Raw genomic sequence first — 26,771 nt, forward strand, 5'->3', positions numbered from 1 at the left:
TGTAAAACTTAAATATTAAATTAATAAAATGAAGGCAGTTATTTTATTCTATAGCTCAATTTTTTCATAGATCGTTCACATTACTTGATATAATACAATGAAATTATTTCTTAAGGGAAGGAACCTTAACAAATTGAGCAAAAATAAGGGAGATAACACAGAGAATTGCACCTCCATAAAACGGCATCGTCCAGTCTTTTAACCAAATCCAACCTCCTAATAACGGAAGGAATACCGCCACTACATGATTGATCGTGAATCCTACTGCCATTGAAGGAGCAATATCTTTTGGATCTGCATTTTTCTGGAAATATGTTTTGATGCCAATTGAAAAACTAAAGAAAATATGATCTATAATATAAAGTCCTGCCACTACCCATCGATTTTCTATTAATGCATATGCCAGGAAAACGATTGTAAGACTAATGTATTCAAAACTCAACATTTTTCGTTCACCATATTTATTGAGCATTCTTGCAATAATTGGATTGAAATACATCGAAACAATGTTGTTCAAAACAAACAAAATGGTAATTTCCTTAATAGAGAAATTATATTTTTCCACCAAAAGCAATACCGCAAATACTACAAAAACTTGTCTTCTTGCACCACTTAGAAGATTCAAAACATAAAAAAGCCAGTACTTCGACTTTAATATCATCTTCTTATGTTGCATAACTGCGTCTTCCTCAATTGGTTTTTGAAACAATGCCCAAACTCCTGCCAATACAACAACAACACCAATCAACAAGTAAATAATTTCATACGAAGCCACAAAAGTCAACCCATAGATAGCTCCACCAATAGCGATATTCGTAAATGCCATAACACTTTTCAGTCTTGCCAAAACATGGGGACTGTCTTCTTTTGAAAAACTTTGTAATGTGAGTGACTGATTAGAAGTTTCATAGTAATGAAAACCAATTGACATGATCAAAGTGGTCATCATCAATCCCCAAAATGAAGGAAATAACCCTGTCAGTCCAACACCAATTCCCATCACAATAATAGATATAGAAGCAAATCGGTCTTCTTTAATAAACATCAAGAAGAATAAGGCTGTCACGACAAGAAAACCTGGAACTTCTCTGAAAGATTGTATGGCTCCAATATCAAAACCATTTAAGCCAATTTCATCGACAGCAAAATTATTGAACAATGTACGCCAGCCTTGAAAACCTAATGCTGTTGCAATAGATAGGACAAGCAAAAACTTGTACATCGGTGATCGGAATGCGGAAGTATTTTTCAATTTCAGTTGGTTTAATTGTCGAAAAATAATGACCTCTACTTAATATGATTTCTTTGGTCATCTTGTTTGTTGTAATAGTTAACTGCGAATATAGACGTTTTAATTTTAAGGAACAGTCCATTGAACACAAAAAAAGAGCTAAACCTTAACAGCTTAGCTCTTCCATTGATTAGAAAATAAAGGGTTATTTCAAACCAATTTTATTTCCTTTCCATCCTTTATCCCAAGTATTTTTTAATGGGTGTGCTTCCGTATTCAACACATATTTTTCTAAGTCAAATACTTCTGATGGAGCGAAGAATAAGTAACAATATTTCATGGTTTCCGCAAAGAAGAAACTTTCCAAAGTATCCCATTTCTCTTTTGTCTTCACATCTTTCAGCTGAACATAACCATTTTCAACTTGGCAGTACTTTTCAATGCTTTCAAACATCTTCTTGCCTTGCTCATAGTATTTGTCATTGCCAGTACCTCTCCATACATAATAAGTAGACTCAATTGCCTCTGGTCTCATCATATAGTATTCAGCTCCTTCATAAAATGGTTGCATTGTAGTATAATCTACAGCCTCTGGCTCAATGCCGTCTTTGAACCACATTTTATTGATAGATGCTTGTAACTTTTCGGCTCTGTCTAAATCGCCATCCAATACATAACATAAATTCCAGAAACAATCCAATGCACCGAATCGAGTACTCAATCTTTCCCCCGAATTCATATCTGCCCAACCAATCCAGAACTCACCATCTACAGAAGTTGTATCGACTAAATATTTGTTGACTGCATCTCTTGAAACGTTGTACCACTCCAATAAGTCTTCATCACCAAACAACAAATAACCCTTTAATAAGTACTCATAGTAAGCATCAATACCTCCTGAGATATGAGCTCTTGTGTCTGCCCATTCTCCTGTATCTTGATCAATCCACGAACCTTGCAATCCTGTCTTACCTCTTCGATCATAAGAAGCTTTGATACCTCTTTTACACAATTCATAGTATTTATCATCTCCCGTCAATTTCGATAAAACACCATATTCCAATAGCATTGAACCAATTTCACATGGGTTTGTGCCCTGACCACTTACTTTACCTGTACGAAGGTTTACCAAACGGTAAGGAATTCCAGTAGGTGAATCAAAAACAGGAATCATTCTATCACCAAGGTCTTTGGCTAACTCTAAGAATCTAGGATCACCATCCAATTGGTATGAAGAAAGTAAACCGCCTAAAATTCGAATTGCAATTTCAAATTGTTGTACGTCTAAATCTTTATCAAAATCTAATTCAGAGAAAATTAAATCCTTACATTCTTTCATTTCCTCTTCTAATCCCATTAAGTACATGGTAGAAAAAGCATCTACAGGCGTCATTAATAGCGACTCTGCATACCAATTATGCCCTTTTTCTGATATAGGGTTCACCGCATCTAATCCTTTTGCATAATTCATATAGGCTCTCCACCCTTTTTTAAATGCCGTTTTAACTCTCTCTTGGTATTGCTGTTTCTCCTTTGATGAAATTTCCTCTGTAACTGTTTCTTTTGAAACACTAGTAGCAGTTGTACATGAAGTTCCTAAAAGTGTAGTTGATGCCACTAAAATTGAGGCTACTAATGATTTTTTGATGGTAGTTTTCATTTTCCTTACTTGATAATGGTTATAATAAGTACGAGTACTTAAGTAGATAATTTATTTCCAAATTTTATTGATCTCATTTAAGAATTGAGCTTCTTGTGATGCATTAAAATCATAAAACTCAAAGTCACCCAAATGTGTGTTATCTTTTTCAATAATTAAGACTTTTGCCCCTTCTTGCAATGCGATGGTATGCCATACATTTTTAGGAATATTATAGGTCACACCTTCTTTCATCTCTTCCATATCATAATGGATACTATCATTTTCGATAGAAGCGGCTACCAAAATTGCTTTTCCTGTTATTAATAAGAAAGCTTCATCCGTTTGGTAATGAATATCCAATTTTTTGATATTCTCGGGCTTTGCTCCTTCTGAATAATTCAATTGAGCTACTTGCCAACCTTCTCGAATCAGGAAAGGATTATAACCTTCTGATTCGTGTGTATATCTTTCTGTAATATTCATACTTAATTCTCTAATATTCTGTCTACAACAAGCTGTCTAAACTCTTTAGAAAGCATCGCAAAATAAGCGGTAAAACCTGTAATTCTCACCACTAAATCAGGATATAGATCAGGATTTTCGTGTGCGGCCAATACTTGTTCTTTATCCATAATATTCACATTGATCAGAGTTCCTCCCAATTCAAAGTGGGTTTTAATAATAGCACCTATGATCTCTGCGTGTTCTTCTTTGGCTAAAGATGGATCCAATTCCCATTGCATTGGAGCCGTATTTCCATACCCCGGTTGCACTTTGGCAATTGCTGACGCTAAAGCGAGTGAGCCTCCATCCACTACAAAACCAGGTGTAGGGTTCGCTCCATGATTGATTGGCTCTCCTCCTTTTCTTCCGTTTGGAGTTGCTTTTACTTTTTTGCCAAGACCGACGGTATTGGCCCAAGAGAAAAGCCCTGGAATAAAGCAATGGTTTTGCTCTGCATCTGATTCATTTTTAACTAAGGCTGAAAAATGTTCTGCAATTAAACTTGCCCATTTGTCACCTTTGGTGTCTCCCTGCCCATATCTTTCACTGTTTTGAAGCAATGTTCGAATTCTCTCCCCATTTTCATCTTCAAAATTAGAATTGAGATGAGATTGTAAATCTTCCCAACTCAAACGCTTTTCTTCTTCAATTCTTTGCTCAATAGCTGCAAATGAATCGGCAACAATTGCTATTCCAGCTCCATCAATGGAGAGGTTATAATACATTGCACCACCATCACTGACATCTCTCCCTTTTTCCAAAGGTCCGTAAGACAATAAATTCAGAATCAGTTCAGGCTCGTTGTATTTTTGATACTTCAAATGATGCTTAATTCCATCAGCCGCCGTAGTTACCGCTTTGGCTAAATGAGCTGTAAATTTACCCCAAAGTTCAGCAGTACTTTTGACTTCTGAAGTTGCCATTATTTCCTCAAAAGCCACCTCAAATACTTTAGCCATATTGACTTTCACAAGGTCATTCATGGTATATTCCAAACCCGGCAAAGACATCCAATTACATCCCACTGCAATTCTTTTTCTTGCTAACTCTTCTGAATATCCATTTTTCATAAAGCCACTAATCAATCCTTTGTCCCCTGAAAAACGTGGCCAGGCATTTTTATGCTTAATCAAGTAGTCCAATGATCGGTCAAACAATTCTTGATTCATATGATCATGCACACGAACAGTAATGTTTAATGAGGTATTGATCTTGTCTGCTGCTTCAAGAATTAAAAAAGAAATCTCAGAAGATACATCGCCTCCATTACCGTCAGGCCCTCCCAATTGCCAGTAAATAGGATCGTTGATTAGAAAACATGACAAATAATAAATAGCTTCTTCTTTGTCAATGATTCCATTCTTTATATCATTTTCAAAATACGGCTGTAAAAGCGTATCAATTTGTCCACCGGCTCCATCTCGGTTGTACGTCCTTGAGGCAAGGTGGAACCAAATAATCCATTGGCAAGCTTGACGCAATGTTTTTGGTGGATGATGAAGAATAGCTCTATTGGTCTCTCGCATCTTGAGAAGGTTTTCTCTTGACAAAGGATCTTCTTCCTTTTGTATCATCAATGCCAACTCATCAATATGTCTTTTGATCCAACCTTGAATACTGACAATTGCTCTTTTATGGGCTTGATAAAATACTTCTTGCTCTTCTCCTTGATTTATGGCCGCAGAAGTTTCTATCTTTTTTAATAATCCACCCCAACCTAATTGCAAGCCTAATTCAAAATCAGGTGCAAAGTGAGCATCATCGCCAATGCCATGAATAATATCATACTTTTCTTGATTTGCTATAAGATGGGTAAAAGGGTACGATGGATTCCATTTGTTGGGACGCATTTTTGACATGAAATAAATCCAGCGTCCTGCAAAAGCATCATTCCCATCAATATAAGTTGGATGGTTGTCCATCAAATCACAGAAGTTATCCGTCCAACCTTGTATGCCATAAAAAGAGCCATCACTGTGATTTGGGATAATCTCCCACCCCTTGTCAGGTACAGCAATTCTGCCATAATCATCTTCATCCAAAAGACCTTCTTTTCGAATTTTCTCCTTGGTTTGAAGTGCTTTCGCTCTTTTCAGGTTCTCAATTTTTTGTAAGTAATATTCTTTCATTTCCATTTATTTCTTTATCAAACTAGACCAATATTGGAACTCAGAATGACTCATTTCATTTATGTGTGCTAGGTTATATTCCAAACCCAAGTTTTTATATTTCTGCTCCCCTAGTTTATGATAAGGATTGAGCTTAAACTGCTTACAGTTAGAAAGCTGATTGACAAAATCATTGATGGCAACAAGCTCTTCTTTAATGTTATTGGCAGTAGGTATTAAAGGAGTTCTTAATTCATAACTCACTTTTTGATTATCCAACAGTGTAATGTTAGACAACACTTTTTGATTATCTGTAAAGGTCCATTTTTTATGTTTCTCTGCATTGATAAACTTCAAGTCTACTAACCAATGATCTACATAAGGCAGGAATTTCGAAATAATATTCCAAGAAACATTGAAGTTGGACTCTACAGCAATATTCAAGTCTTTTGATTTGAAATATTGAATAACCTCCATTAAAAATTGGTGCTGCAGTAGAGGTTCTCCACCCGAAAAAGTTACTCCTCCATCAGAAAATTTAAAAAAGGGGACATCTTTTTCAATGGCTTTGTAGAGTGATTCCGACGTGTGCATTTCACCAACTTGATGCATAGCACCAGAATAACAAACCGGTATACAATCTCCATTTTGAGTACACGATTTGGCATTATAGTGTACCTTACCGTTGTACATTGACAATGCTCCAGAACCACAAACTTCTACACATGCTCCACAAGAAATACATTTCTGATCAATTCTTTCTATTTGAACTTTTTGGGAAAAGGTTTCAGGGTTATGGCACCACAAACATCTCATATTACACCCTTTCAAGAAGATTACAGTACGAATACCATTACCATCATGTAAAGAAAGCCGTTGTAAATTTGTAATCATTCCTTTTTCCAAAATCATAGATCGATTCCTCAAAGTTTATAATTCCTTTCGTTTCATCAATTACAAAGTAAAGGTGTATTGAATAATTATTCAATTTATAGTAGTGTACTACAACGTGTATTCATGATACTAGCACGGCATTTCTAATTTTCCTTGAAAAAGAAAAAGGCTACCCATCGGCAGCCTTAATATTTATTTAAAACCTTGTTATCATTTTGGTTAGAGATTTCCTTTTCTCTAACCCAATCTTTTTCCTGATTCTATAACGAGAAGTTTCGAGTGTCCTCACACTGACATTCATCAATGTTGCAATTTCCTGATTTTCGAGATCCATCCTTAAGTAAGCACAAATTCTGAGTTCACGTTTACTGAGATCAGGATACTCTGCTTTGAACCTTTCCAGGAAATTATCATGTGATTTATTGAACTGATGTTCGAATTTATCCCAATAGTCATGATCATCACTCTCCTTATTGATTTCTTTGACAATTGTTCTAATTTTCCGCTTTTCAGTACTTCCAAGATTAGTCGCTAATTCCTCCAGCTTTTGTTTGACCTGTTGTAAACTCTGGTTTTTATGAAGGTGACTGATTGTAATGTTGGTTAATTCACTTTTTGTAGAATCCAGTTCTTTCTCTAAAGTAGTGTTTTGAATTTGAATTTTCTCTCGCTCTGCTTGAATACTCTCCAAAGCAAATTGCTTCTTGACATTCATAATCCTAACTCTTTGCAATATATAGAGCGTCACTAAAAACAAAATGAACATCAAGAGCCTGAACCATGTCGATTGCCAGAAAGGTGCGTTGACAATGACATTAATCGAAGCCCCCTCCTTATTCCAAACACCATGATTGTTAGACGCAATCACTTTGAAAGTATACTTACCCGGGTCCAAGTTAGTATAAGTGGCTATTCTTCTATCTCCAACATAGTTCCATTTTGTATCAAAACCAGAAAGCTTATAAGCGTATTGATTTCTTTCTGTCTCTGTAAAATTCAGTGCACAATAATTAAAATTGAACACTGATTGGTCATAATCCAACTCAATTGTTTCTGTCTCTAATACTGATTTATTAAGAATTGAAGCTGAATCTAAAGGCAATTGAGGGACGTTGAAAATATCAAAGCCTGTAATATAAACTGGTGGAGCAACTTCATTTTCGCTCAACATCTGAGGATTAAACGTTGTTATTCCATCCGTACCTCCAATCAATATTTCTCCTCGTTTATTTTTTGCTAAAGAATTATAGTTAAAAGAGTTATTAGAAATATGGAAACTTACTATCTCTTCATCCGATAAGGTCATTTTTGAAATATAATTCTTAGAAACAATGATTAAGTTTCCTCTGCTATCTGATGTAATATTTAATATTGGTAATTGTGGAATCCCGTTCTCTTCTGTGAGTACTTTAAACTCATTTCTTTCCGGAAGGTACTTGACCAAGCCTGCAGCAGTTGCCATCCAAATGTGTCTCAATTTATCTTCAAAAACGGCTCTGATATAATTGAAATTATGATTTTTCTCAATCAGTCCTTTCATCAAATCAAATGTCCATTTGCCTGTGCTTCTTTCATATTTCAGCACACCATTATCCGTGCTGAACCAAATATTGGATTGGGCATCTTCAAAAATATGATAGATATGAATCTGGCCTGCGTTTAAGTAATCCAAATCCATTTTCACACATTCTTTATTCACCGGATCAAATTGAGCGATTCCACCACCCAAAGTACCCACCCAGGTGATACCCTTGGAATCTGTATAAAGTGCCCAAATATTATTGGTGGTCAGACAATCATCATTGGACTCTCTTTTCATATGGTAATATTTTCCCGTTTTTTTATCAATGATCCTGAGACCTTGGCTATATGTTCCGACAATAAAATTACCTAGAGAATCTTCTGTTATAGTTTTGGCAACATCAACAGCAAAACCATCAATTTCTTTACCATCAATATCAAAGTGCTTAAAGTAGTTCTCATTTTCTTCAGACTGCTGATGAAGTCCACCCCAGTCGGTACCGGCCCAAAGCTTTCCTTTCTTGTCATAATACAAAGAAAGAACAGGTTTGTTGGGCAATGTATTCTCATTACACGGAATATGACTTATTTGTCTAAAGAAGTTTTTACGGGGATCATATTTGTCTACACCTTCCAAATACGCACCTAGCCAAATATTTTCCTCCCTATCCTTGTACAAACTCCACAAAACATCTGTTGAGAGGGACAAAGGATCGACTTTGGAATGAATATGAGATTCAAAATATTTTGTAGTAACATCAAAAACATCCAATCCTGCACCGTCAGTTGCCAGCCATAATTTGTTACCAACTTGTTCTATATCTTTGATATTATTACTGCTAGGTCCTTTACCTGGCTCACCTGTAACATAAGTTGTAAATTCACCTGTCAATAAATTATACTCTGCTAAGCCTCCGCTGTTACTTCCCACGTACAATAAGGTATCATTATAAATCAAAAGATTCTTTTTGACGTTATCATCAATACTTTTCAATGGCAGATGTGTATATTCTACTTCCGAAAACTTATTTGTGTTTTTATCATAAACAGAAAGCTTTCTATTATCAGTAGCCAACCAAACTCGGTTCCACTTATCCTCCACAATATCATAAACCGAAGCCCCATTGATGGTATTCGGATTGCCTTCTTCATAGTAATACTTTTTGAACTGTTTTCTGTCTTTTGAAATGATAGAAACTCCTCCGCTCGCACCAATCCAGAGTTGCTGTTCATCATCTTCCATCATACAGTTTACAGAATAGCTTGGCACCATTAAATCTTCTTGCCAACCACCTGCATAATGCTGAAAAGTTTCATCTTTTGGATCATATACACTGGCTCCATTATTTAAAAAACCAACCCATAAAAGCCCCTTATGATCTTCCAGCAAACAAGAAATCATATTATCATTTGGTCCTTTTTCACTCCCCATGCCATAGGAGTAAACTTTCATTTCATAACCATCATACCTATTCAAGCCTTTAAAGGTTCCAAACCACATAAATCCTTTACTATCCTGCAAAATTGAACTTACCGTAGCATCAGAAAGCCCATTTTCTGTTCTTAAGTGCTCAAATTGTTTTTTGATATGTTGTGCTTGTAAAATAGCCGGTGTAAAAAAGGATGTTAGTATAAAAAAAAGTAATGTTCTTATCATTGGCTTTATAGATAGTTCAAAAGAATATAAATATAACAGTATATAGTATAAAAATACGCATATATAGAGTAGAAAGCAAATGTTCTATATACGTTTAATACGTTGTAAACTAAATTCTGCTAGTTTGAAAAATTACGTTCTAGAAAGAGGTCAAAATATGACTACCAAGCTTGCTCTTTCTTCGTATTTAATTTAACATAAAAACCGGATAAAAGATTCAAGTTTTAGTGGAGTTAAAAGGAGGTCAATAGAGTAAAAATACAGACCAAAAAAAATAGACAAGTAACTGAATACTTGTCTATTTTTTCAATTTCTTTAAGTATGTGGATGATTAACCCTTGGGAAAACTACCCTCTTGCCTGCTGAAATCTGAGTTCGTTGAGTTCTAATTTGTGACGTTTAATACGTGCTCTTAAGTGCTCTGTATCCTTCAGGGAACAACCATTTCCTTCTAGGTCTTTGATTCTTCCTTTCATAAAAGCTACTTGCTGCTCTAGCTTTTCTATAGCTGACAATATTGTGTTCTCCATTGTCTCGTCAATTTATGTTAGACATGTTATTAATCATATACTCAAGAACGATAAAAAATATTATTATTTTAAGGTCATTAAGATTTATTAAGTAATTTAATTTTGAGTTAAAATAACACCCAAAAATCACCAAGAATAAAAAGATAAAAGTCACCTTTTACACTTATTTTTTATCACCTTATAAGTGGCGATGTTACACTAAAAATTGACCTTATTATATTTTTTTAATTATTGTTTTATAATTTTGATAGTCTTGGACTTATCCTTCCCAGTCAGTTGAACCAAGTAGATACCATCTTGAAGATCACTGATATCTAAGTGGTATGATTGAACTTCTTCCAATTGCATTTTGCCTTTAATTTGCCCATCCAAATTGAATACTTCCAACAAGTGGAATTGACCGTCTAAACCTGATAGATGCACAACATTGTGTGATGGATTAGGATAAGCTAACACTTCAATTTCATCATGAAGCGATTGCTGTGTGTTAACTACCTTTCTATTATTTGAATTTTCAGGTACAATTTCTATCCAATCAATGTTAAAAGGTCCCACAGGGAAATGAATTCGAAATGTTTGAACTCCTTTAGTGAGGTAAGCAGAATGAGCTACCGATTGGTAGGTGTTCCACCCTCCTGTATTTGGAACATCAGCACTTCCATACACTGGCGTTCCATTATCTCCTTCCAACTGAACTTTTCCTCCACTATACGGACTTGATACATGATATGAAATCGTATAATTTCCGCTTGCAGTAATATTCACATTTTCGAAAGATAACCAATCACCAGCATCGATATATCCTACGACATTGCCTCCAACTTCAATACCGCTCATTGAAGTGTAATTTTCTGCTTCCAAACGAAGGGATGAACCTATCGGATTGCCACCATCATTGTCCCCGTTACCTCCATTATTGTCCAGTCCATAATCATAGCTCAACATAATTTCTTTGGCAAAAGTACCTGATGCGGTAAGGTTTGACCAACCACCTGTACTCGAAGCTCCAGAGTTTAAGTAAGAAGCCCCTTCAACTTTATCATGAAGTGACCATTTACAGTGTGAAATAGCATTAGCTTTCATCCAGTCTACCCAAGCTTGAGCTTCTGTGTAATTCACACCTCCATCGCCATTTGCGTTCACTGATCCCCACTCAGTAACAAACAATGCAATTCCTTTTGACAAAGCATAATTTCCTTTATCTCTAAGGTATTGACCATGAGTTCCTGCATAAAAATGAAGCGTATAAGCGATATTGGATTGATTGATGGGATCATTTGCCGCCTGATCCACATCTTGCGACCAAGTCGGTGTACCTACAACGATGATATTATCAGGATCATACTGACGTATTGATGCAATAATTGACTCCGCATAAGGCTTGATTCCTGAAGACCATGAAATTTGTAAAGGCTCATTATAAATTTCATAAATGACGTTATCATATTGTCCGTATTTCTGTGCCATTTCTCCAAAAAAACTAGCTGCTCTTGACCAGTCATGTTCGTTGGCATGATGTGAATGCCAGTCAATGATCACATACATATCATTATCAATGGCTGCGTTTACCACCGTTTCTACCCTAGCTTTGTTACCGGCTGGATCTTCAAAATAACCTCCTGGATCTTCTACACCCATTGCCGCTCTAATAATACCAGCATTCCAATCTTGTTTTGTCCAAGAAACTACATCTGCATTATAGAACCTCTCAGCACCCCAGCCTGTGTTTGACCAGAAGTAACTTGGCCCCGCAAAACTCACTGGTTGCCCCTCTTTATTCACAATCTTATTGCCACTTACTTGCAGCAGACCATTTTTAGAAACTACAAAACCGCCATTACCTCCTCCATTGTTTTCATTGACAGTAACTACAGTGGAATCAACAATACCATTCACCGTTGCAGTTACTATATATTCTCCTAAAGCTTCTGCCTTGAATACACCATTGGGTGCATTCGATGACCATACTATTGCCGCTACAAGATCATTTTCACAATTGTCTTTTACCAAAGCACTCAACTGAATTGAATCGTTTAAAAATAAAGTAGTATTAGAAGGTGAAATAGAAAATAAAGTGTCTGTTGGAATACACGGCACTTCTTCTATGAACTCTAAATAATTTACATTAATACCACCTGTAGAAGTAGACAATGCCATTTCAAAATTTCCAGAAGGTAAAGTCACTGTTTCTGTGATATCTTGCCAAGTCTGCCAACCGCCTGTAGAAGGCACATTTAAGGTCGCCACTGTGTTCCCATTCACATCAAAAGACACATTGCCACCATTTAACGAAGCCATTCGCAACTTCAAAGTATAATCACCGGCGTTAACCGCTGTCACATTGTATTTTACCCAGTCTCCAGCATCAAACCAGCCTACGTTTTCACCTCCACCTATATCAGTGGTTGTTTCTGTCTGAATGCCAGACATTGAAGCATAATTTTCGGCTTCTATTTTTCCGGGAATAACACCAAGTCCTCCATCGTTTTCTTCCACCGGAGTAATTGAAATCCAATTAATATTTACTCCTCCAATTAATGCATAGATACCAATATTCTGTTCACCTGCTGTCTCAAAATTTACTTCAAGATCAATAGTTTCCCAATACTGCCATCCACCAGTATTCGGTATATCTATTGTTCCTAGAACATTATTCCCTTCATATTGATCTATTCTCAGTCGGCTTCCTCCACCTTCAGAAGCTACCCTTAATTCTACTTTATAGTTCCCTGCTTCTGGGACATTGATGGTGTATTCCAACCAATCTCCATCATCAACATATCTTACATTTTCACCACCATTTGTGTCAGTTGTAGTTTCTGTTTGAACACCTAGTGCCTTGCAAAAGGCTTCTGCTTCAATAGTTCCAGGCAAAGTTACTGTTTCACAATTTCCTGTGATAATGTTTTCTTCTGAAGATCCCCCATCATTTCCTGCATACGATAATATAATTTCCTTTGCCAAAGTTCCTGATGGAGTCAGACTAGACCAACCACCAGTTGTTGAGGCACCTGGATATAATGCCGACGCACCTTCTTCTTTATCGTTGAGAGACCAGTTACAATGTGAAATACTATTGGCTTTCATCCATTCTACCCACGCTGATGTTTCATCATAATTGACACCGCCATCACCATTTGCATTCACAGACCCCCATTCTGTCACAAAAAGTGCTACTCCTTTTGACAAGGCATAATTTCCTTTGTCTCTTAAATATTGACCATGAGTTCCAGCATAAAAATGTAGAGTATAAGCAATATTCGGTTGATTAATGGGATCATTTGCTGCTTGATCCACATCTTGAGACCATGTTGGCGTACCTACAATAATAATATTATCTGGATCATGTTTACGGATAGCTGTAATGATAGACTCCGCGTAAGGTTTAATAGCAGAAGACCAAGAAACCTGCAATGGTTCATTGTAGATTTCATAAAGCACATTATCAAGGTGCCCGTATTTTTGTGCCATTTCTTCAAAGAAAGCGGAAGCTTTTGCCCAATCGTGTTCATGGGCATGATGAGAGTGCCAGTCTATGATAACATACATATCATTGGCCACTGCTGCGTTTACTATTGTTTCGATTTTTGCTTTGTTACTAAATGGCTCACTAAAATAGCCTCCATCAGCTTCAACACCCATTGCGGCTCTAATAATTCCGGCGTTCCAATCCAGTTTCACCCAAGAAACGGCACCTTCATTATAGAATTTTTCCCCACCCCAATTGTTGTTAGACCAGAACAAGCTTGGCCCTGCAAAATTAGCGGGTTGTCCACTGCTGTTTACTATTTTATTTCCATTTACCTGAAGCAAACCATTTTGGCTTACTTGTGCTTTTGCATCGATAGTCAATCCTGAAATGCTCACCATAGCAATGCACTTCAATAGGAAGAAAAGCTTAAAATATCTCATACTCATTTAGTTATAGCTAGCTCTAGTATTTTAATTGGTTTATTACTAGAATAATGCTGGTTTTTGAATGATTAAAGTTAAGTAAATTGTTAACTGAATTATAATGGATCCATACTCTACAAAGACTTCTTAACAAGCTTTTAATATTCACTTCAAAGCTTGTTATTTCCTAGTTTTACTTCAAGTAGTTGACTCTGAAATCCTTACACACATTAGAAAACCGTTTAAAGTGCAAAATTTACTTTTGGATGTTTTTTACCCAACTTTTGTATCTATTCGTAATAATTCATTTCTTTTATAAAAACCCTTCCTTTACCTAAAAAACACTACTTCAAAACCAAGAAACGCTTTTCTATAAAGGAAGGTAACCAATCGGACACTGTATTTTTTTGATGAGAGGAAAATGAGCGGCTGTTGAAAGTACAATATATCTATATCCTCTTCTAAATATTATTTTTTCAAAAAAGAAACAGCACATCATTTAAGAGACAACGCCTGCTCCCTTCATTGATCTATTTTTCAACAACACGCTCACTATTTTCTCTAATTCTTAATTATTTTTTTGACATAATCCCTCCCATTCAACTGATACTTTACAAAGTATATTCCTTCAGGAACGTTTGTAAGGTCAATAGTAGATTGCATCCCTTCAATTGTCGTTGTATCTATTACATTGCCAACAAGATTATAGATCTCAATTTGATGACCATGGGAGCTATTTTCTGCAAATCTTAAAGTAAATGAAGAATGAAATGGATTAGGATAAATCAATGTTTGATCTCTTTTCAACTCACCTCCCAAACTTGTAGGAATTTCTTCCTTCTTTGTAAAAACAATTTTATCAATGTTAAAAGCAGGCTTTTTATTAATTGTGATTTTTAAAGTCTGCTCTCCTGATGCCAATTCCATTTCAGTATTTACTGTTGTGGTGGTCTGCCAACTGTTGGTTGAGGGAACATCCACAATTGCTCTGCTTGATGAACTAGAAGATGTCACTATAAATCTTCCTCCTGCTTCTTCGGCTGCCACTAAAGAACTCAATGTATAAATTCCCGGCTCTGTAACGTTAACCGTATATTGCAACCATTCATTTTGCTCTAGGTATCCTACATGAAAACCACCATCTTCTCTTTCTTCAATATCAACTCCATCCTCTCTATATGCACCTCCAAGATTTTCTTGCTCTTGGTCTTTGTAGGAATAACCATCTCTTCCAATATCATAATTTTCAGCTTCAAGCACTCCTGGAAGCACTAGAGGCGAAGCTCCAAAAGGTCTAATTTCATAATTGATCAAATCAATTTTCTGTGGATAAGAAATAATCACCTGATCACCCTCCATCTGAGAGATTCTATACTGATAGATATGTCCTGCTTTTACTGAAAGGTCTGTATATGAACTTTGGCTTGGGGCAACTTCATCAATCACTTCAAACTCTCCTTTTGATTTACGTTCAATTCTCAATTTGGTCGTTGCTGTCGCTCTATTTTCCCATGCTATCACAACAGTTGAATCAGGATTCATTGACAATTGAATATTTGTAGGAGTTTGTTTTGTATTATAGATTAAAATATCTTTTGTCTCATGCCATTTTTTTTCAGCTCTCTGATAGATTTCATACCATCCACCATCATCCCAGGCCATGAAAGAAATGCCTCTTGCTAAAGATTCTTCCACATAGTGAGCATAATGACGCATCCTTGAATTAAAATCAGTGTCATGCACCGCACCAAACTCACTAATTATAACTGGTATTCCATTTTGATCACTCCAATTTTTTGCTTTCTGGAATTCGTTAGAAATATAATTTTTCTCTGCATCAGTCCCCCACGTTTTCTTTACTTCAGCAGAAGAAAAGTCCCATGGATCATAAGTATGAAAATACCCAATCAAATAATCATCATCTTCAGGGATTGGCATTGTCAATAGGTCTTTAATTGCCGACCACTCATTACCTGCAATGATTACATTTCTTGTTGGATTTTTTTCCCTTATAATATTCAAGGCTCTTTGATTAGCATCCGCCGCCTCAGCGATAGTCATACCATGAGGCTCATTTAGAGCTTCAAATAATAAACGATCTGATTTTTGATGAAAACGATCAGACATTTGGGTCCAAATGGCTTCAAAACGAGCAACATTTTCCGCATTATAGTTTTCTTTCAACCACTTTTCATGATGGCAATTAATGATGATAATGAAGTCTCTTTCCAACCCCCAGTCGACGATTTCCTCCACACGGTTCATAAATTTTGGGTCTACTTCATAGGGTGCTGTTTCACTAACATGATTGGCCCAGGTGATGGGAATTCTAACAGACTGAAAACCTGCTTCTTTATACGCATCAAAATAATATTCCTCTGCTTTCAAAGCCCAATCCCCTTCATAGGGGGCATCAAGTGTGTTACCCATGTTGATCCCTCTGCCAATTGCTTTGGCCGCATCTTCAGGAGAGAGTTGAGCGATACTCTCATAAGATGTAAAAAGTAGTAAAATAGAAATAAATGTTGTAGTAATAATTCTCATGTTAGTTCTTTTAATAAATAGATTGAAAAGTAAACTGCCCCTTACTGTTTGTTTGATATTAAGAGCATTTTGAAAATATCTCTTAGTACATTGTATTCGTAAAAAATGTGCAAGAGGCAGTTTGAATATTTTTAATTCACGTTGCTATCCACCGAGATTTTTAATCTCTTTGAGATATTATCGGATGAGTTGCCAACGTAGATATAATAATCTCCACTTTCCAGCGCCCAATCTGATTGCTCTTCATCATAATATTTCAGATCGCTTATTGCTACTTTCAATGTTAATTTTGATGTTTCACCAGCACTTAATTCTACCTTTTCAAATGCTTTCAGTTCTTTAAGTGCTCTCTCCACTTTTGACTTATTCTTACCTACATACACTTGCACTACTTCAGCTCCTTTTAATTCACCATTGTTTTTCAGATCACAAGTAATTGTAATTTCATCTACTGGAGCATATACTTTCTTGTCCACAGCAATTTCACTGATTTCAAAATCTGTATAAGACAAGCCATATCCAAAGGCATATTTTGGAGCTATTTTCTTTGTGTCATGCCAACGGTAACCTACTAGAATTCCTTCCTTATATTCTACATTAACCGAGTCACCTGGATAAGACAATTCGCCTAGTTGATGAGCACCATTATCTTCTAATTTTTTAGGGAATGTAATCGGCAATTTACCAGAAGGATTAACATCTCCTGAAATTACATCAGCCATCGCATGTCCCGTTTCACTACCTAAATACCATCCCTGCATTAACCCTTTAACTTGGTCCGTCCAAGGTGTAGCCACAGCATTTCCGCTGACCAATACTACCCCAATATTTTCATTGACTGCTGAAAGTGCTTGAATCAATTCACCTTGACCAAAAGGTAAATCATAAGTTGTACGGTCACCATCTTCACAATCTTGATGATGACTCTTGTTCAATCCGCCAAAAAACAGAACGACATCTGCGTTTTTTGCTACTTCCAATGCTTCTTTTTTCAACTCATCTGCATCTAAAGTAGAAGGAATTACTCTTCCGTATTGTGATGGTCCCGAAGCATAGCCCATCGCATGAGTAATTTCTGCATTTGTAAATCTCTCTTGAATTCCTTGCAAAGGTGAAATTTCATATTCAACTTTCAATTCTGAAGAACCACCACCAATTGTCATCATACGAGTAGCATTTTCACCTATTACGGCTATTTTCAATCCTAGCTTGTCTGCAATTGGGAAGAAATTATCTTCATTTTGCAACAATACAATTCCTTGTTGCCCTACTCGTCTAGCCACCTCATGGTGAGCATCTGTATTCACACTTCCTAGTGGGCGGTTTTCACTTAAACTTGTTCTATAAATCAATCTTAATATTCTTCTGACTTTATCATCCAACACCTCTTCACTTACCTCTCCGTTTTTAACTAATTCTTTAAATGCTCCAGCCAAATAATAGTTTTCATAATGATTTTTCTTTGAGTATGTCAAACCATTTGTACCTGTTCCCATTTCAATGTCCAAACCGTAAAGTGCAGACTGTTTGGTGTCGTGCGCCGCACCCCAGTCTGTAAGGTAAACACCATCAAAACCCCATTCACCTTTAAGAATTGTATTGACCAATTCTTCATTATGAGAGCAATATTGTCCTCTGAGCTGATTGTAAGCACTCATCATAGACCAAGTTTCACCTTCTAAAACTGCAGCTTTAAACGCAGGCAAGTAAATTTCACGTAGTGCTCTTTCGCTCAACTCTACATTAATATGACCTCTCCAAAGTTCTTGATTATTAGCTACAAAATGTTTCACACAAGCAGCTACTCCATTGGTCTGCACTCCTTTGATGTAAGGCACCACCAATTTTGAAGCTAGGTGTGGATCCTCTCCCATATACTCAAAATTTCTACCGTTCAATGGTGTTCTGTAAATATTTACACCAGGGCCAAGTAGAATATCTTTTTTACGATAACGTGCTTCTTCGCCTACGGCAACACCATAATCATATGAAGATTGTTCATCAAAAGTTGCCGCTAAACACGTCAATGCAGGAAAAGCAGTGATAGAATCATTGGTCCAACCTGCATACCCCCAGTTATCCCAATTGATCTCGGCTCTTACTCCATGAGGTCCATCCGACATCCAAACTTCAGGAATACCTAACCTTGGTACACCTGCAGACGTAAATTTGGATTGTGCGTGGCACATAGTCACTTTCTCATCCACTGTCATTTGAGCGATAATCTTATCAATCTCCTTTTCTGTATCAGTTTGGGCAAATACATTTCCTCCCAACAATAGTAATACTATTAAAAACTTCAGTTTGTCAAATCTGTTCTTTTTCATATTCTTATTTTATCTTTTCAAAGTCATCTCAATTCAAATGAAACTTCTTTGTAGACTATCATTATTCGCATTGATTGTTGTTGATTCTTCTTTCGCTTTGAGCCTTGGCCCAAAGCAAAAGATAGAATTTCATTCAACATTGGTTCAGTTTTCAGATAAGTAGTTGTCCGTTCGTCTGTTCACTATTCAAGTACCTATTCTGCTTTTTGTCTAACTGTGTATGTCCTAATACTTGTTCCAATTCCTTTTTAGTAAAAAATCTATACTGAGAAGTTGGTACACTATTGATCTTAGTCTTCTCTTTCATTGCTATATCCTAACCCAATTAATTATTTATCTTATTTAATTTTTTGACGATTGATCCGTTAATAAAAATTGCAATCATTCTTTCAGCAATAGACAATGAGTAGCAATGTTTCTATTAAAAGTTACTGACGACAATATACAATTGTGCCGTACTTTACGAAGACCACTTTGAGAAATTATGGAGGTAAGTAATATGTGTCTAAAATTATTCATTCCATTTGTAAATCGACAGGTTAAATTCATTTAACGCTATCTAACTAACCCATCAAAATATTCTTATTTCATTTCATGTTCATCAATACACAATCATAATGAAGACTAAAAAAAATGAAAAGAAAATGATTCCACATTTTTTCATTCTTAATACATCATTTTTACAACAACAATACATAAAACACTAATTTAAAGACACTTAACAAAGAATATATTATAGAATAATTACGATCAAGAATACATAAAAACACCTCACTTAAACTCTTCTTTATTTTTAAAGAATAGAATTTATCGCTTAAATAAATCAACAAAAGAAACTTGCAATACAAAAATTAGGATTTTGATTGATGTTACCATCATAAATAATAAAATCTACCTGAATAATTGAACCTAATTAAGATGAAAAGAGAGTATTACTAAACAGTAAATAGCGACTTCAAAAACAATTAGTAAACGTTGGCTTACTCTTCTCACCAATACCCGGTCAAGCAATAAAGAAGAAGCTGAAAAGACGGCTATATTCACAAATATGGATAAAACTATTACTTTAAACCCATCAGCATTGATTAAGTTAACGATCTTATAGAGTGCGAAAACAAACACTAGTGGATTAAGAAGTAGAAAAGGAGTGATTTTTTTGAAGTTCATTTGCTTTATCTACCAAAGAAAAGGTTGTATTTTATTAAAAATGATGGCCTTGTTTGTGTCATCCAGACCTGGTTCAGTATGAATATTGTTACATACAACAACTTCCCAAGTACAAAATTATACACCTATAAACCAGTAACTTAAATTAAAATAAAATGATAATCATTAATTCAATTGTAATACAAATATATCAATAAAAAAACTGGAAGACACTATTAGTGCTTCCAGTAAAAAATTGTTGTAATTAATGATGAATTGTCTGTCTATTTATATATCTCTTAGTAACCTGGGTTTTGATCCTCTTGACCAATACCTGGATTACCTACTATTTCTGCTAGCGGAATTGGAAAAACTTCATGCTTACCCGCTACAAAACCTAAATCTGATAACTCTTGTGCTGCAAGTCCCCATCTTACTAAATCCCAAAAACGTGAACCTTCATAAGCTAGCTCCACTCTTCTTTCCTTCACTATTGCATCAAATAAAGTTTGTCCAGAAACCGACGCATCATAATCTGCTAATCCGCCTGCTCTTTGACGAAGTTTATTTAACATTGCTCTTGCATCTGCTTCACGACCTTGATTATAATAAGCTTCAGCTGCTAGCAATAAAACATCAGCATATCTAAGCAATCTCCAGTTAGTTGTATAGTTCAACTCCGGAGTCGCCCCATCTTCAGTTGAAGTTTCTGATTCAAAAGAAGTATACTTTGTTCGAACTAAACCTTCTGTATCCCAACCGTCAACGAATTCCTGACCATAGTACTTCGCTAAACCATCAGCATCTAACACTGTCCCATCTCTTCTCCCATCGGTTGGTTCAAAAGCATCAAATAATACTTTTGTCGGAGGTAAGAATCCCCAACCTGATCTTAATTTACCTTCTTTCTCTGGAACTGCACCCTCAATTTCATTTAACTCTCTTGGACCAGATAATTGGATATGACGGTTATCATGAGCATTTCTATTCCATTCTGTTGTACCCCAAGTATCACCATTTGTTATAAAAGATGCTTCAAATAACGATTCAATACCAAATTCTGTAGTTTGTAAAGTCAAGCTTTCAAAATCCGCTTCCAAGCCAACTTCAGAACCTTCTGTTTGAATCACACTCTCCAGCGGAGCAATCGCACCAGAATAATCTCCGCTATATACTCTCACCTTACCTAATAAACCAAGTGCTGCCTGCTTGTTTGCTCTAAATGCATCACCTGTACCTGCAAAAGTTGACTTATTTGGAAGCACTTCTGACGCTTCTAATAAATCTTTTTCTATTTGAGCATATACTTCCGCTTTAGGCGTTCTTGCTTTACCTTCTTGTAGTTCTACAGGAGGCACCAACCATAAAGGAACATCACCAAAGGCAGTTACCAATTCAAAATAATGGAATGCTCTTAAGAACTTTGCTTCAGCAATCATTCTTTTCATCAAATCACTCGCATCTTCAGGAGCACTTGAAATAATTAAGTTTGCTCTGTATACACCAAAATAGTTAATATGATAATACGAACGGATTCCCAGGTTTTCAGGATGCCAATTAAAATCATCAAGTTCCTGATATTGTGGTTGATCTGAAGAGTTACCACCACCACAATTCACATCATCCGAAGGAAGGTTTTTAATAACATAACAGCTTGACCAACCTTGAAACTGATCTGTTGACAGCATATCATAAGCTGCAACCAAAGCCAACTTCACTTCCTCGTCTGTCTGATAGTATTCTTCAGCCTTTGACTTGCCATAAGGCTCTACTTCTAAAAATTTTGCTGAACATGAACTTAAAACAGCTGCTGCTCCCAAAACGGTTAATACCTTTTTAAATCTATTGAATTTCATTTTGAGTATTTCTTTTATGTTGTTTGATTAGAATGTCACTGAAAGACCGAATAATACTTTTCTTGAAATTGGATAAGTACCAAAGTCAATACCTTGAGCGTTGTTGTTTTGGCTACCCACTTCAGGGTCCATTCCTTCATAACTTGTGAAAGTAAAGAAGTCGTTAAGTGACACATATACTCTTGCTCTCTGCATTAATACTTTTGCAGCAATGTTTGTTGGCAATGTATATCCTAATTGAATTTGTCTGATCTTCAAGTAGCTTGCATCTTGTACTAACAAATCACTCTTGAAATACTTATCAGAACTATAACCTGCTCTAGGGTAAGTTGCTACATCACCATCTTCGATCCAACGGTCAGCAGTTACACTTTGTAATCTGTTTGTTGCATTATTATCAGCTCTTGTAAATCCAATGAAGTTTTGATGTCCAGTTGCTCCTTGTAAGAAGATATTCAAATCAAATCCCTTGTAAGCTGCAGATAAATTAGCACCAAAAATGAAAGTTGGGTGAGGAGAACCGATATTTGTAAGGTCTTGCTCGTTGATTTTACCATCACCGTTTACATCTTTAATGATTGGATCACCAGGAGCAAAATCTCCAGCATCATCTTGAATGTTATTTGCTTCCATCCATTGTGCGATGTGTGCTTGATCTCTGAAAATACCATCATTTTGATAACCTCTGAAGTACCATACTGGCAAACCTGCCTCGAAATAAGTAACTGGACCTAACGTTGGTAATGAAACGCCCTCTATTCTTGTTAAACCTTGTGATACTTCAATCACTTCATTCTTATTGAAAGCACCATTTACACTTACATCATAAGTAAATTCTCTTTCAGAATTTCTATATCCTAAGATCATCTCTACACCTTTGTTAGATACTGTACCTGCATTTGCAAAAGGAGCATTATTACCATAAGATAAAGCAGGAGTTGAAGGCGTCAATAAATCTTTTGTTAGCTTATTATAGTAATCTAAAGTGAAGTATAATTTACTATCGAACGCTCTTAAATCAAAACCAATATTTGTTTGTTCCGAAGTTTCCCATTTTAAATCAGGGTTCGCTAAAAACTCTGGTTCTGCTCCTGTTAACAATACATCGTCTGCATTAGGATAGAAAATGTTTGTTGTAGTAATCAACGATCTGTATTGATCAACACCTAAGTTAGATAAACTACCGTTTCTACCCCAGCTACCTCTGATTTTCAAGTAATCAATGGCATCTACTGACCAGAAGCTTTCATTGGAAACATTCCAACCTAAAGAGAATGAAGGGAATGTACCAAACTGATTTTTAGGAGAGAATAATGAAGAACCATCTCTACGGAATGTCGCTTCGAAGATATATCTGTTATCGTAATCATATGATAAACGGCCAAAATACGAAGTCATTCTTCTTGTTTCATTTCTACCTGTTACTCTATCGTTATCTCTTGAATCCACATAATCTGGATATCTAAATAAGTCATCTTCTTTTACCATATTACCTGATCTAGTATCAAGGTTACGGTATCTGTTCTCTTGTGACGACATACCCACTAATGCAGTGATAGAGTGCTTATCGAACTTTGTAGTATATGTTGCAAAATTCTCCCATAACCAATTGTTCCAGTGTTCCTCGTTTGCTGTTACTGTAGGTGCATTACTTTCTAAGTTTGAGTTGGCCCAGAATGAAGGGTTCCAGCTATTGAAACTTCCTTGCGTAACATCTAAACCTATACGTGAACTAATTTTCAAACCTTCAATTGGTTTTAAATTCACCATACCTGTAGAAAGCATTTTGTTCTCTTTATAGACACCTTTTTCATTTGCTAAACGGATCAATGGGTTAATCACCTCACCTTTTAGGAAATCGTTATTTGATAATCCGTAATAATTTCCATTCTCATCTCTTCTTAAAATTTTACCTTCATCCAATTTTTCCTGCATATAAGGAGTCAATTGATTAGGAGCATATCTTGCTTCCCCTGTAGGATCCATCATTAAAGCACTGTTTACAATACCATTAAAAGCCTCATCCTCAGTAATTGAAGATCTTGAGAAGCTTGTCAATGCAATATTCGCTTGAACATCAATCCATTTTTTAAGATTTCTAGTTACATTCAAACGTCCGTTGTAACGCTCATAACTGGCAGTGCTACCACCAATAATACCATCTTGAGAAGTGTAACCTGCACTCAATAAGTACGAGCCTTTTTCAGATCCACCTGAGAATGATAAGTTATGCATCACCATTGGAGCTTGCTCTGAAGCTTCATCCAGCCAGTTTGTTCCTTGTCCGTGTTCAGCTGGATCTGGAACATAACCTTTTGAAGGATCGTGTACTTCTCTCATGAAAGTAGCATATTCATTGGCATTCATCATTTGAGGTTTCAAACCTAGACTCTGAATACCATACTGGAAAGAGTAATCAATATTAGATCTTCCATCTTTATTACCACCTTTCGTTGTGATGATTACAACACCATTTGCACCTTCAGAACCATAGATTGCTGAAGAAGCTGCATCTTTCAATACTTCCATTGAAGCAATATCTGATGGTGCTAAGAAACTAATATTATTAGTCTTCATACCATCTACAATATATAGAGGATCACTATTACCATTTGAACTAGCACCACGAATACGAACTTTGATACCGTTACCAGGAGAACCTGATTGAGGAGAGACAGTCACACCTGCTGCTTTACCTTGTAGAGCTTGTTCTGCACTGATCGCTGAACTTACAATATCATCAGCCTCCACACTTGCAATGGCACCTGTTACTAGTGATTTCTTTTGAACACCGTAACCAATTACCACTACTTCTTCTAATTGTTCTTGATCAATTTCTAATGAAATATCAAAGGTCGTTTGCGTACCGATAGTACGTTCTATTGTTTTATAACCTACAAAAGTGAAGACCAGCACTTCTGCGTCGTTTGATACATTTAACTTAAACTGTCCATTGAAATCAGTTACAGTACCTATAGTAGTTCCTTTTACTTTAATATTCACTCCTGGTAGAGGTTCACTTCCCTCACCTAAGATCGTTCCAGACAATGCTTTTTCCTGAGCCCAAGATTGAGTACTAAAAAGCATTAAAAAAGCCATAGAGAGCACCCAAGCTATGCTTTTTAAATTAATTAGTTTGTGCATGTTTTTATGTAAATAGAAATAATAAAAAGTAATTAAAAAATTCTGGTAGATTAGAATTTTTCGAAGAGAATCAATTTAGATTCATTCAGAATTTGTTATGTAACTTTTAGACGCGCTTTTTTTCCTAAGCCATTAAGAGAGCGTAATATGTCTAAAGAGTTAAGTTGTAATTGGATAAATAGTTATAATCAAATCATATTCTAGATTGCGATTGTAAATAATTCATTTCAATTTTGCTGACGTCATATGCAATGTTAGTTAGTTCCTGTTTGTCCTCAAAAAAAAATAAAATACATTTTTACACTTCTAATACTACATTATTACGTGTGTTTATTTATAAACAACTGATCAACAATGACATAAAACAAAAAAGAGTCTCAAAATTATTATATTTTAAGACTCAGATTTTACGCTGTTAACAAAGTGATTTTATTTTATTTCATTTAAAAGAATCACTTAAGAAAATAATATAACCTAATTTTCTTGGTTTAATTCTTCCAAAAGCCACTTCAAAACTGAATTGGTTGTCACTGTCACATTCAACTTTCTATTATTATAAAGTTGCAATAATTTGGCTTCAGTACCTTTCTTGGTAGACAACGCAATCCATATAGTTCCAACAGGCTTGTCTTTCGTTGCTCCAGTTGGCCCTGCAATCCCTGTAGTGGCAACACCAAAATCAGAATTGTACTTTTCACGGACGTTGTTCGCCATCTGAAGAGCTACTTGCTCACTGACCGCACCAAAATCCCTTAAACTTTCAGAGGTTACCCCTAGCTGACTTTCTTTCACTTCATTACTGTAAGAAACAATGCCTCCATTATAAAAAGCTGAAGCTCCTGCTATACTTGTGATAGTTTTTGCGATGTTTCCACCAGTGCAAGATTCGGCTGTAGCCAAAGTCAATCCTTTTTCTTTTAAAAGATCTGAAACTATCAACTCAATATCTATATCCTCTTCTGCATACAAGTTATCACCTAGTAAAGTTCTTAACTTTTCAACCTCTTGCTCAATCTTGTTTTTTAGGTCCGTTTCATCATAACTTACTCCAGTAATTCTCAATCGAACTTGCCCCAAACGAGGTAAATAAGCTAAACTTAATTCTTCTGGAAGGCTTTCCTCCCAATCTTCAATCATTTCAGCCAGTTTAGACTCCGGAATTCCCATCGTTCTCAACATTTTATGAACGATAAACGGTGTATGGTACTTCTCCTGTAACTGATCCAAGACATGATTTTCCATCAAATACTTCATCTCATGAGGAACACCCGGCATAGAAATGATAGTTTTTTCTCCATTTTCAAACCACATTCCAGGTGCAGTACCTACTTTATTCATTAGTACCTTTCCATTCGATGGAATATCAGCCTGCATTCTATTCAATGTGGTCAGCTCTCTATTTCTAGCTTTAAACAACTCCGCTATATTATCATATACTTCTTGACGGAATGTCATATCTACGTCAAAATATTCAGCTATTGTATTTTTGGTAATATCGTCTTTTGTAGGCCCTAAACCACCTGTAATTAACACAATATCAGCCCTAGACTGGGCTTCTTCTAAGATAGTCAGTATCTCCTCTTTAGTGTCTCCAATAGAAGTTTTACGTATTACATTAAAGCCTTTTTTATTGAGTTCAGTCCCCATCCATTGGGAGTTTGTGTCCGTTATCTGTCCATAAAGAATTTCATCTCCTATGGTAACTATTTCTACGTATGTATGCGTTTTCATTGCTTATTATTAATATAAATGCGAAATTAAATGATTCAAATC

At 35.9% G+C, this 26,771-nt stretch carries 14 protein-coding genes; all 14 read right to left on the reverse strand.

The window, feature by feature from the left end:
* Positions 1-103: 103 nt before the first annotated feature.
* The 14 genes from AVL50_RS02525 to AVL50_RS02585 all read right to left on the reverse strand — a co-directional run bounded on the left by AVL50_RS02525 (position 104) and on the right by AVL50_RS02585 (position 26,729).
* Complete coding sequence (locus tag AVL50_RS02525; protein WP_062614904.1) at positions 104-1,222, reverse strand: MFS transporter; 1,119 nt, start codon at positions 1,220-1,222, stop codon at positions 104-106.
* Positions 1,223-1,436: 214 nt separating this feature from the next.
* Positions 1,437-2,891, reverse strand: coding sequence for a glycoside hydrolase family 47 protein (locus AVL50_RS02530; RefSeq protein WP_062614905.1), 1,455 nt, complete (start codon positions 2,889-2,891; stop codon positions 1,437-1,439).
* 51 nt (positions 2,892-2,942) lie between these two features.
* Positions 2,943-3,356, reverse strand: a complete 414-nt coding sequence (locus AVL50_RS02535) for a hypothetical protein (RefSeq protein ID WP_062614906.1) — start codon at positions 3,354-3,356, stop codon at positions 2,943-2,945.
* 2 nt (positions 3,357-3,358) lie between these two features.
* Positions 3,359-5,506, reverse strand: a complete 2,148-nt coding sequence (locus tag AVL50_RS02540) for a pyruvate formate lyase family protein (protein WP_062615048.1) — start codon at positions 5,504-5,506, stop codon at positions 3,359-3,361.
* 6 nt (positions 5,507-5,512) lie between these two features.
* A complete protein-coding gene (locus AVL50_RS02545) occupies positions 5,513-6,379 on the reverse strand; it encodes a glycyl-radical enzyme activating protein (RefSeq protein ID WP_172826747.1) in 867 nt (288 codons plus the stop codon).
* A gap of 196 nt (positions 6,380-6,575) precedes the next feature.
* Complete coding sequence (locus tag AVL50_RS02550; RefSeq protein ID WP_062614908.1) at positions 6,576-9,557, reverse strand: two-component regulator propeller domain-containing protein; 2,982 nt, start codon at positions 9,555-9,557, stop codon at positions 6,576-6,578.
* Between the two features lie 347 nt (positions 9,558-9,904).
* Positions 9,905-10,087, reverse strand: a complete 183-nt coding sequence (locus AVL50_RS02555; protein ID WP_062614909.1) for a hypothetical protein — start codon at positions 10,085-10,087, stop codon at positions 9,905-9,907.
* Between the two features lie 228 nt (positions 10,088-10,315).
* Positions 10,316-13,999: a cellulase family glycosylhydrolase gene (locus AVL50_RS33280; RefSeq protein ID WP_172826748.1), complete on the reverse strand. Its 3,684-nt coding sequence runs from the start codon at positions 13,997-13,999 to the stop codon at positions 10,316-10,318.
* 543 nt (positions 14,000-14,542) lie between these two features.
* Positions 14,543-16,525: a cellulase family glycosylhydrolase gene (locus AVL50_RS02565; RefSeq protein WP_062614910.1), complete on the reverse strand. Its 1,983-nt coding sequence runs from the start codon at positions 16,523-16,525 to the stop codon at positions 14,543-14,545.
* Between the two features lie 131 nt (positions 16,526-16,656).
* The gene (locus tag AVL50_RS02570) at positions 16,657-18,852 is read right to left on the reverse strand and encodes a glycoside hydrolase family 3 C-terminal domain-containing protein (RefSeq protein ID WP_062614911.1); all 2,196 of its coding nucleotides are present in this window, start codon (positions 18,850-18,852) and stop codon (positions 16,657-16,659) included.
* A gap of 151 nt (positions 18,853-19,003) precedes the next feature.
* Positions 19,004-19,159, reverse strand: coding sequence for a hypothetical protein (locus AVL50_RS32860; protein WP_157491111.1), 156 nt, complete (start codon positions 19,157-19,159; stop codon positions 19,004-19,006).
* 1,138 nt (positions 19,160-20,297) lie between these two features.
* Complete coding sequence (locus AVL50_RS02575) at positions 20,298-21,854, reverse strand: RagB/SusD family nutrient uptake outer membrane protein (protein ID WP_062614912.1); 1,557 nt, start codon at positions 21,852-21,854, stop codon at positions 20,298-20,300.
* 27 nt (positions 21,855-21,881) lie between these two features.
* A complete protein-coding gene (locus AVL50_RS02580) occupies positions 21,882-24,998 on the reverse strand; it encodes a TonB-dependent receptor (RefSeq protein WP_062614913.1) in 3,117 nt (1,038 codons plus the stop codon).
* 474 nt (positions 24,999-25,472) lie between these two features.
* Positions 25,473-26,729 carry a competence/damage-inducible protein A gene (locus AVL50_RS02585; protein WP_062614914.1) on the reverse strand — a complete coding sequence of 419 codons (1,257 nt, stop codon included), beginning with the start codon at positions 26,727-26,729 and terminating at the stop codon, positions 25,473-25,475.
* Positions 26,730-26,771: the final 42 nt, after the last annotated feature.

The sequence above is a fragment of the Flammeovirga sp. SJP92 genome, assembly GCF_001583495.1.
GTDB lineage: Bacteria > Bacteroidota > Bacteroidia > Cytophagales > Flammeovirgaceae > Flammeovirga.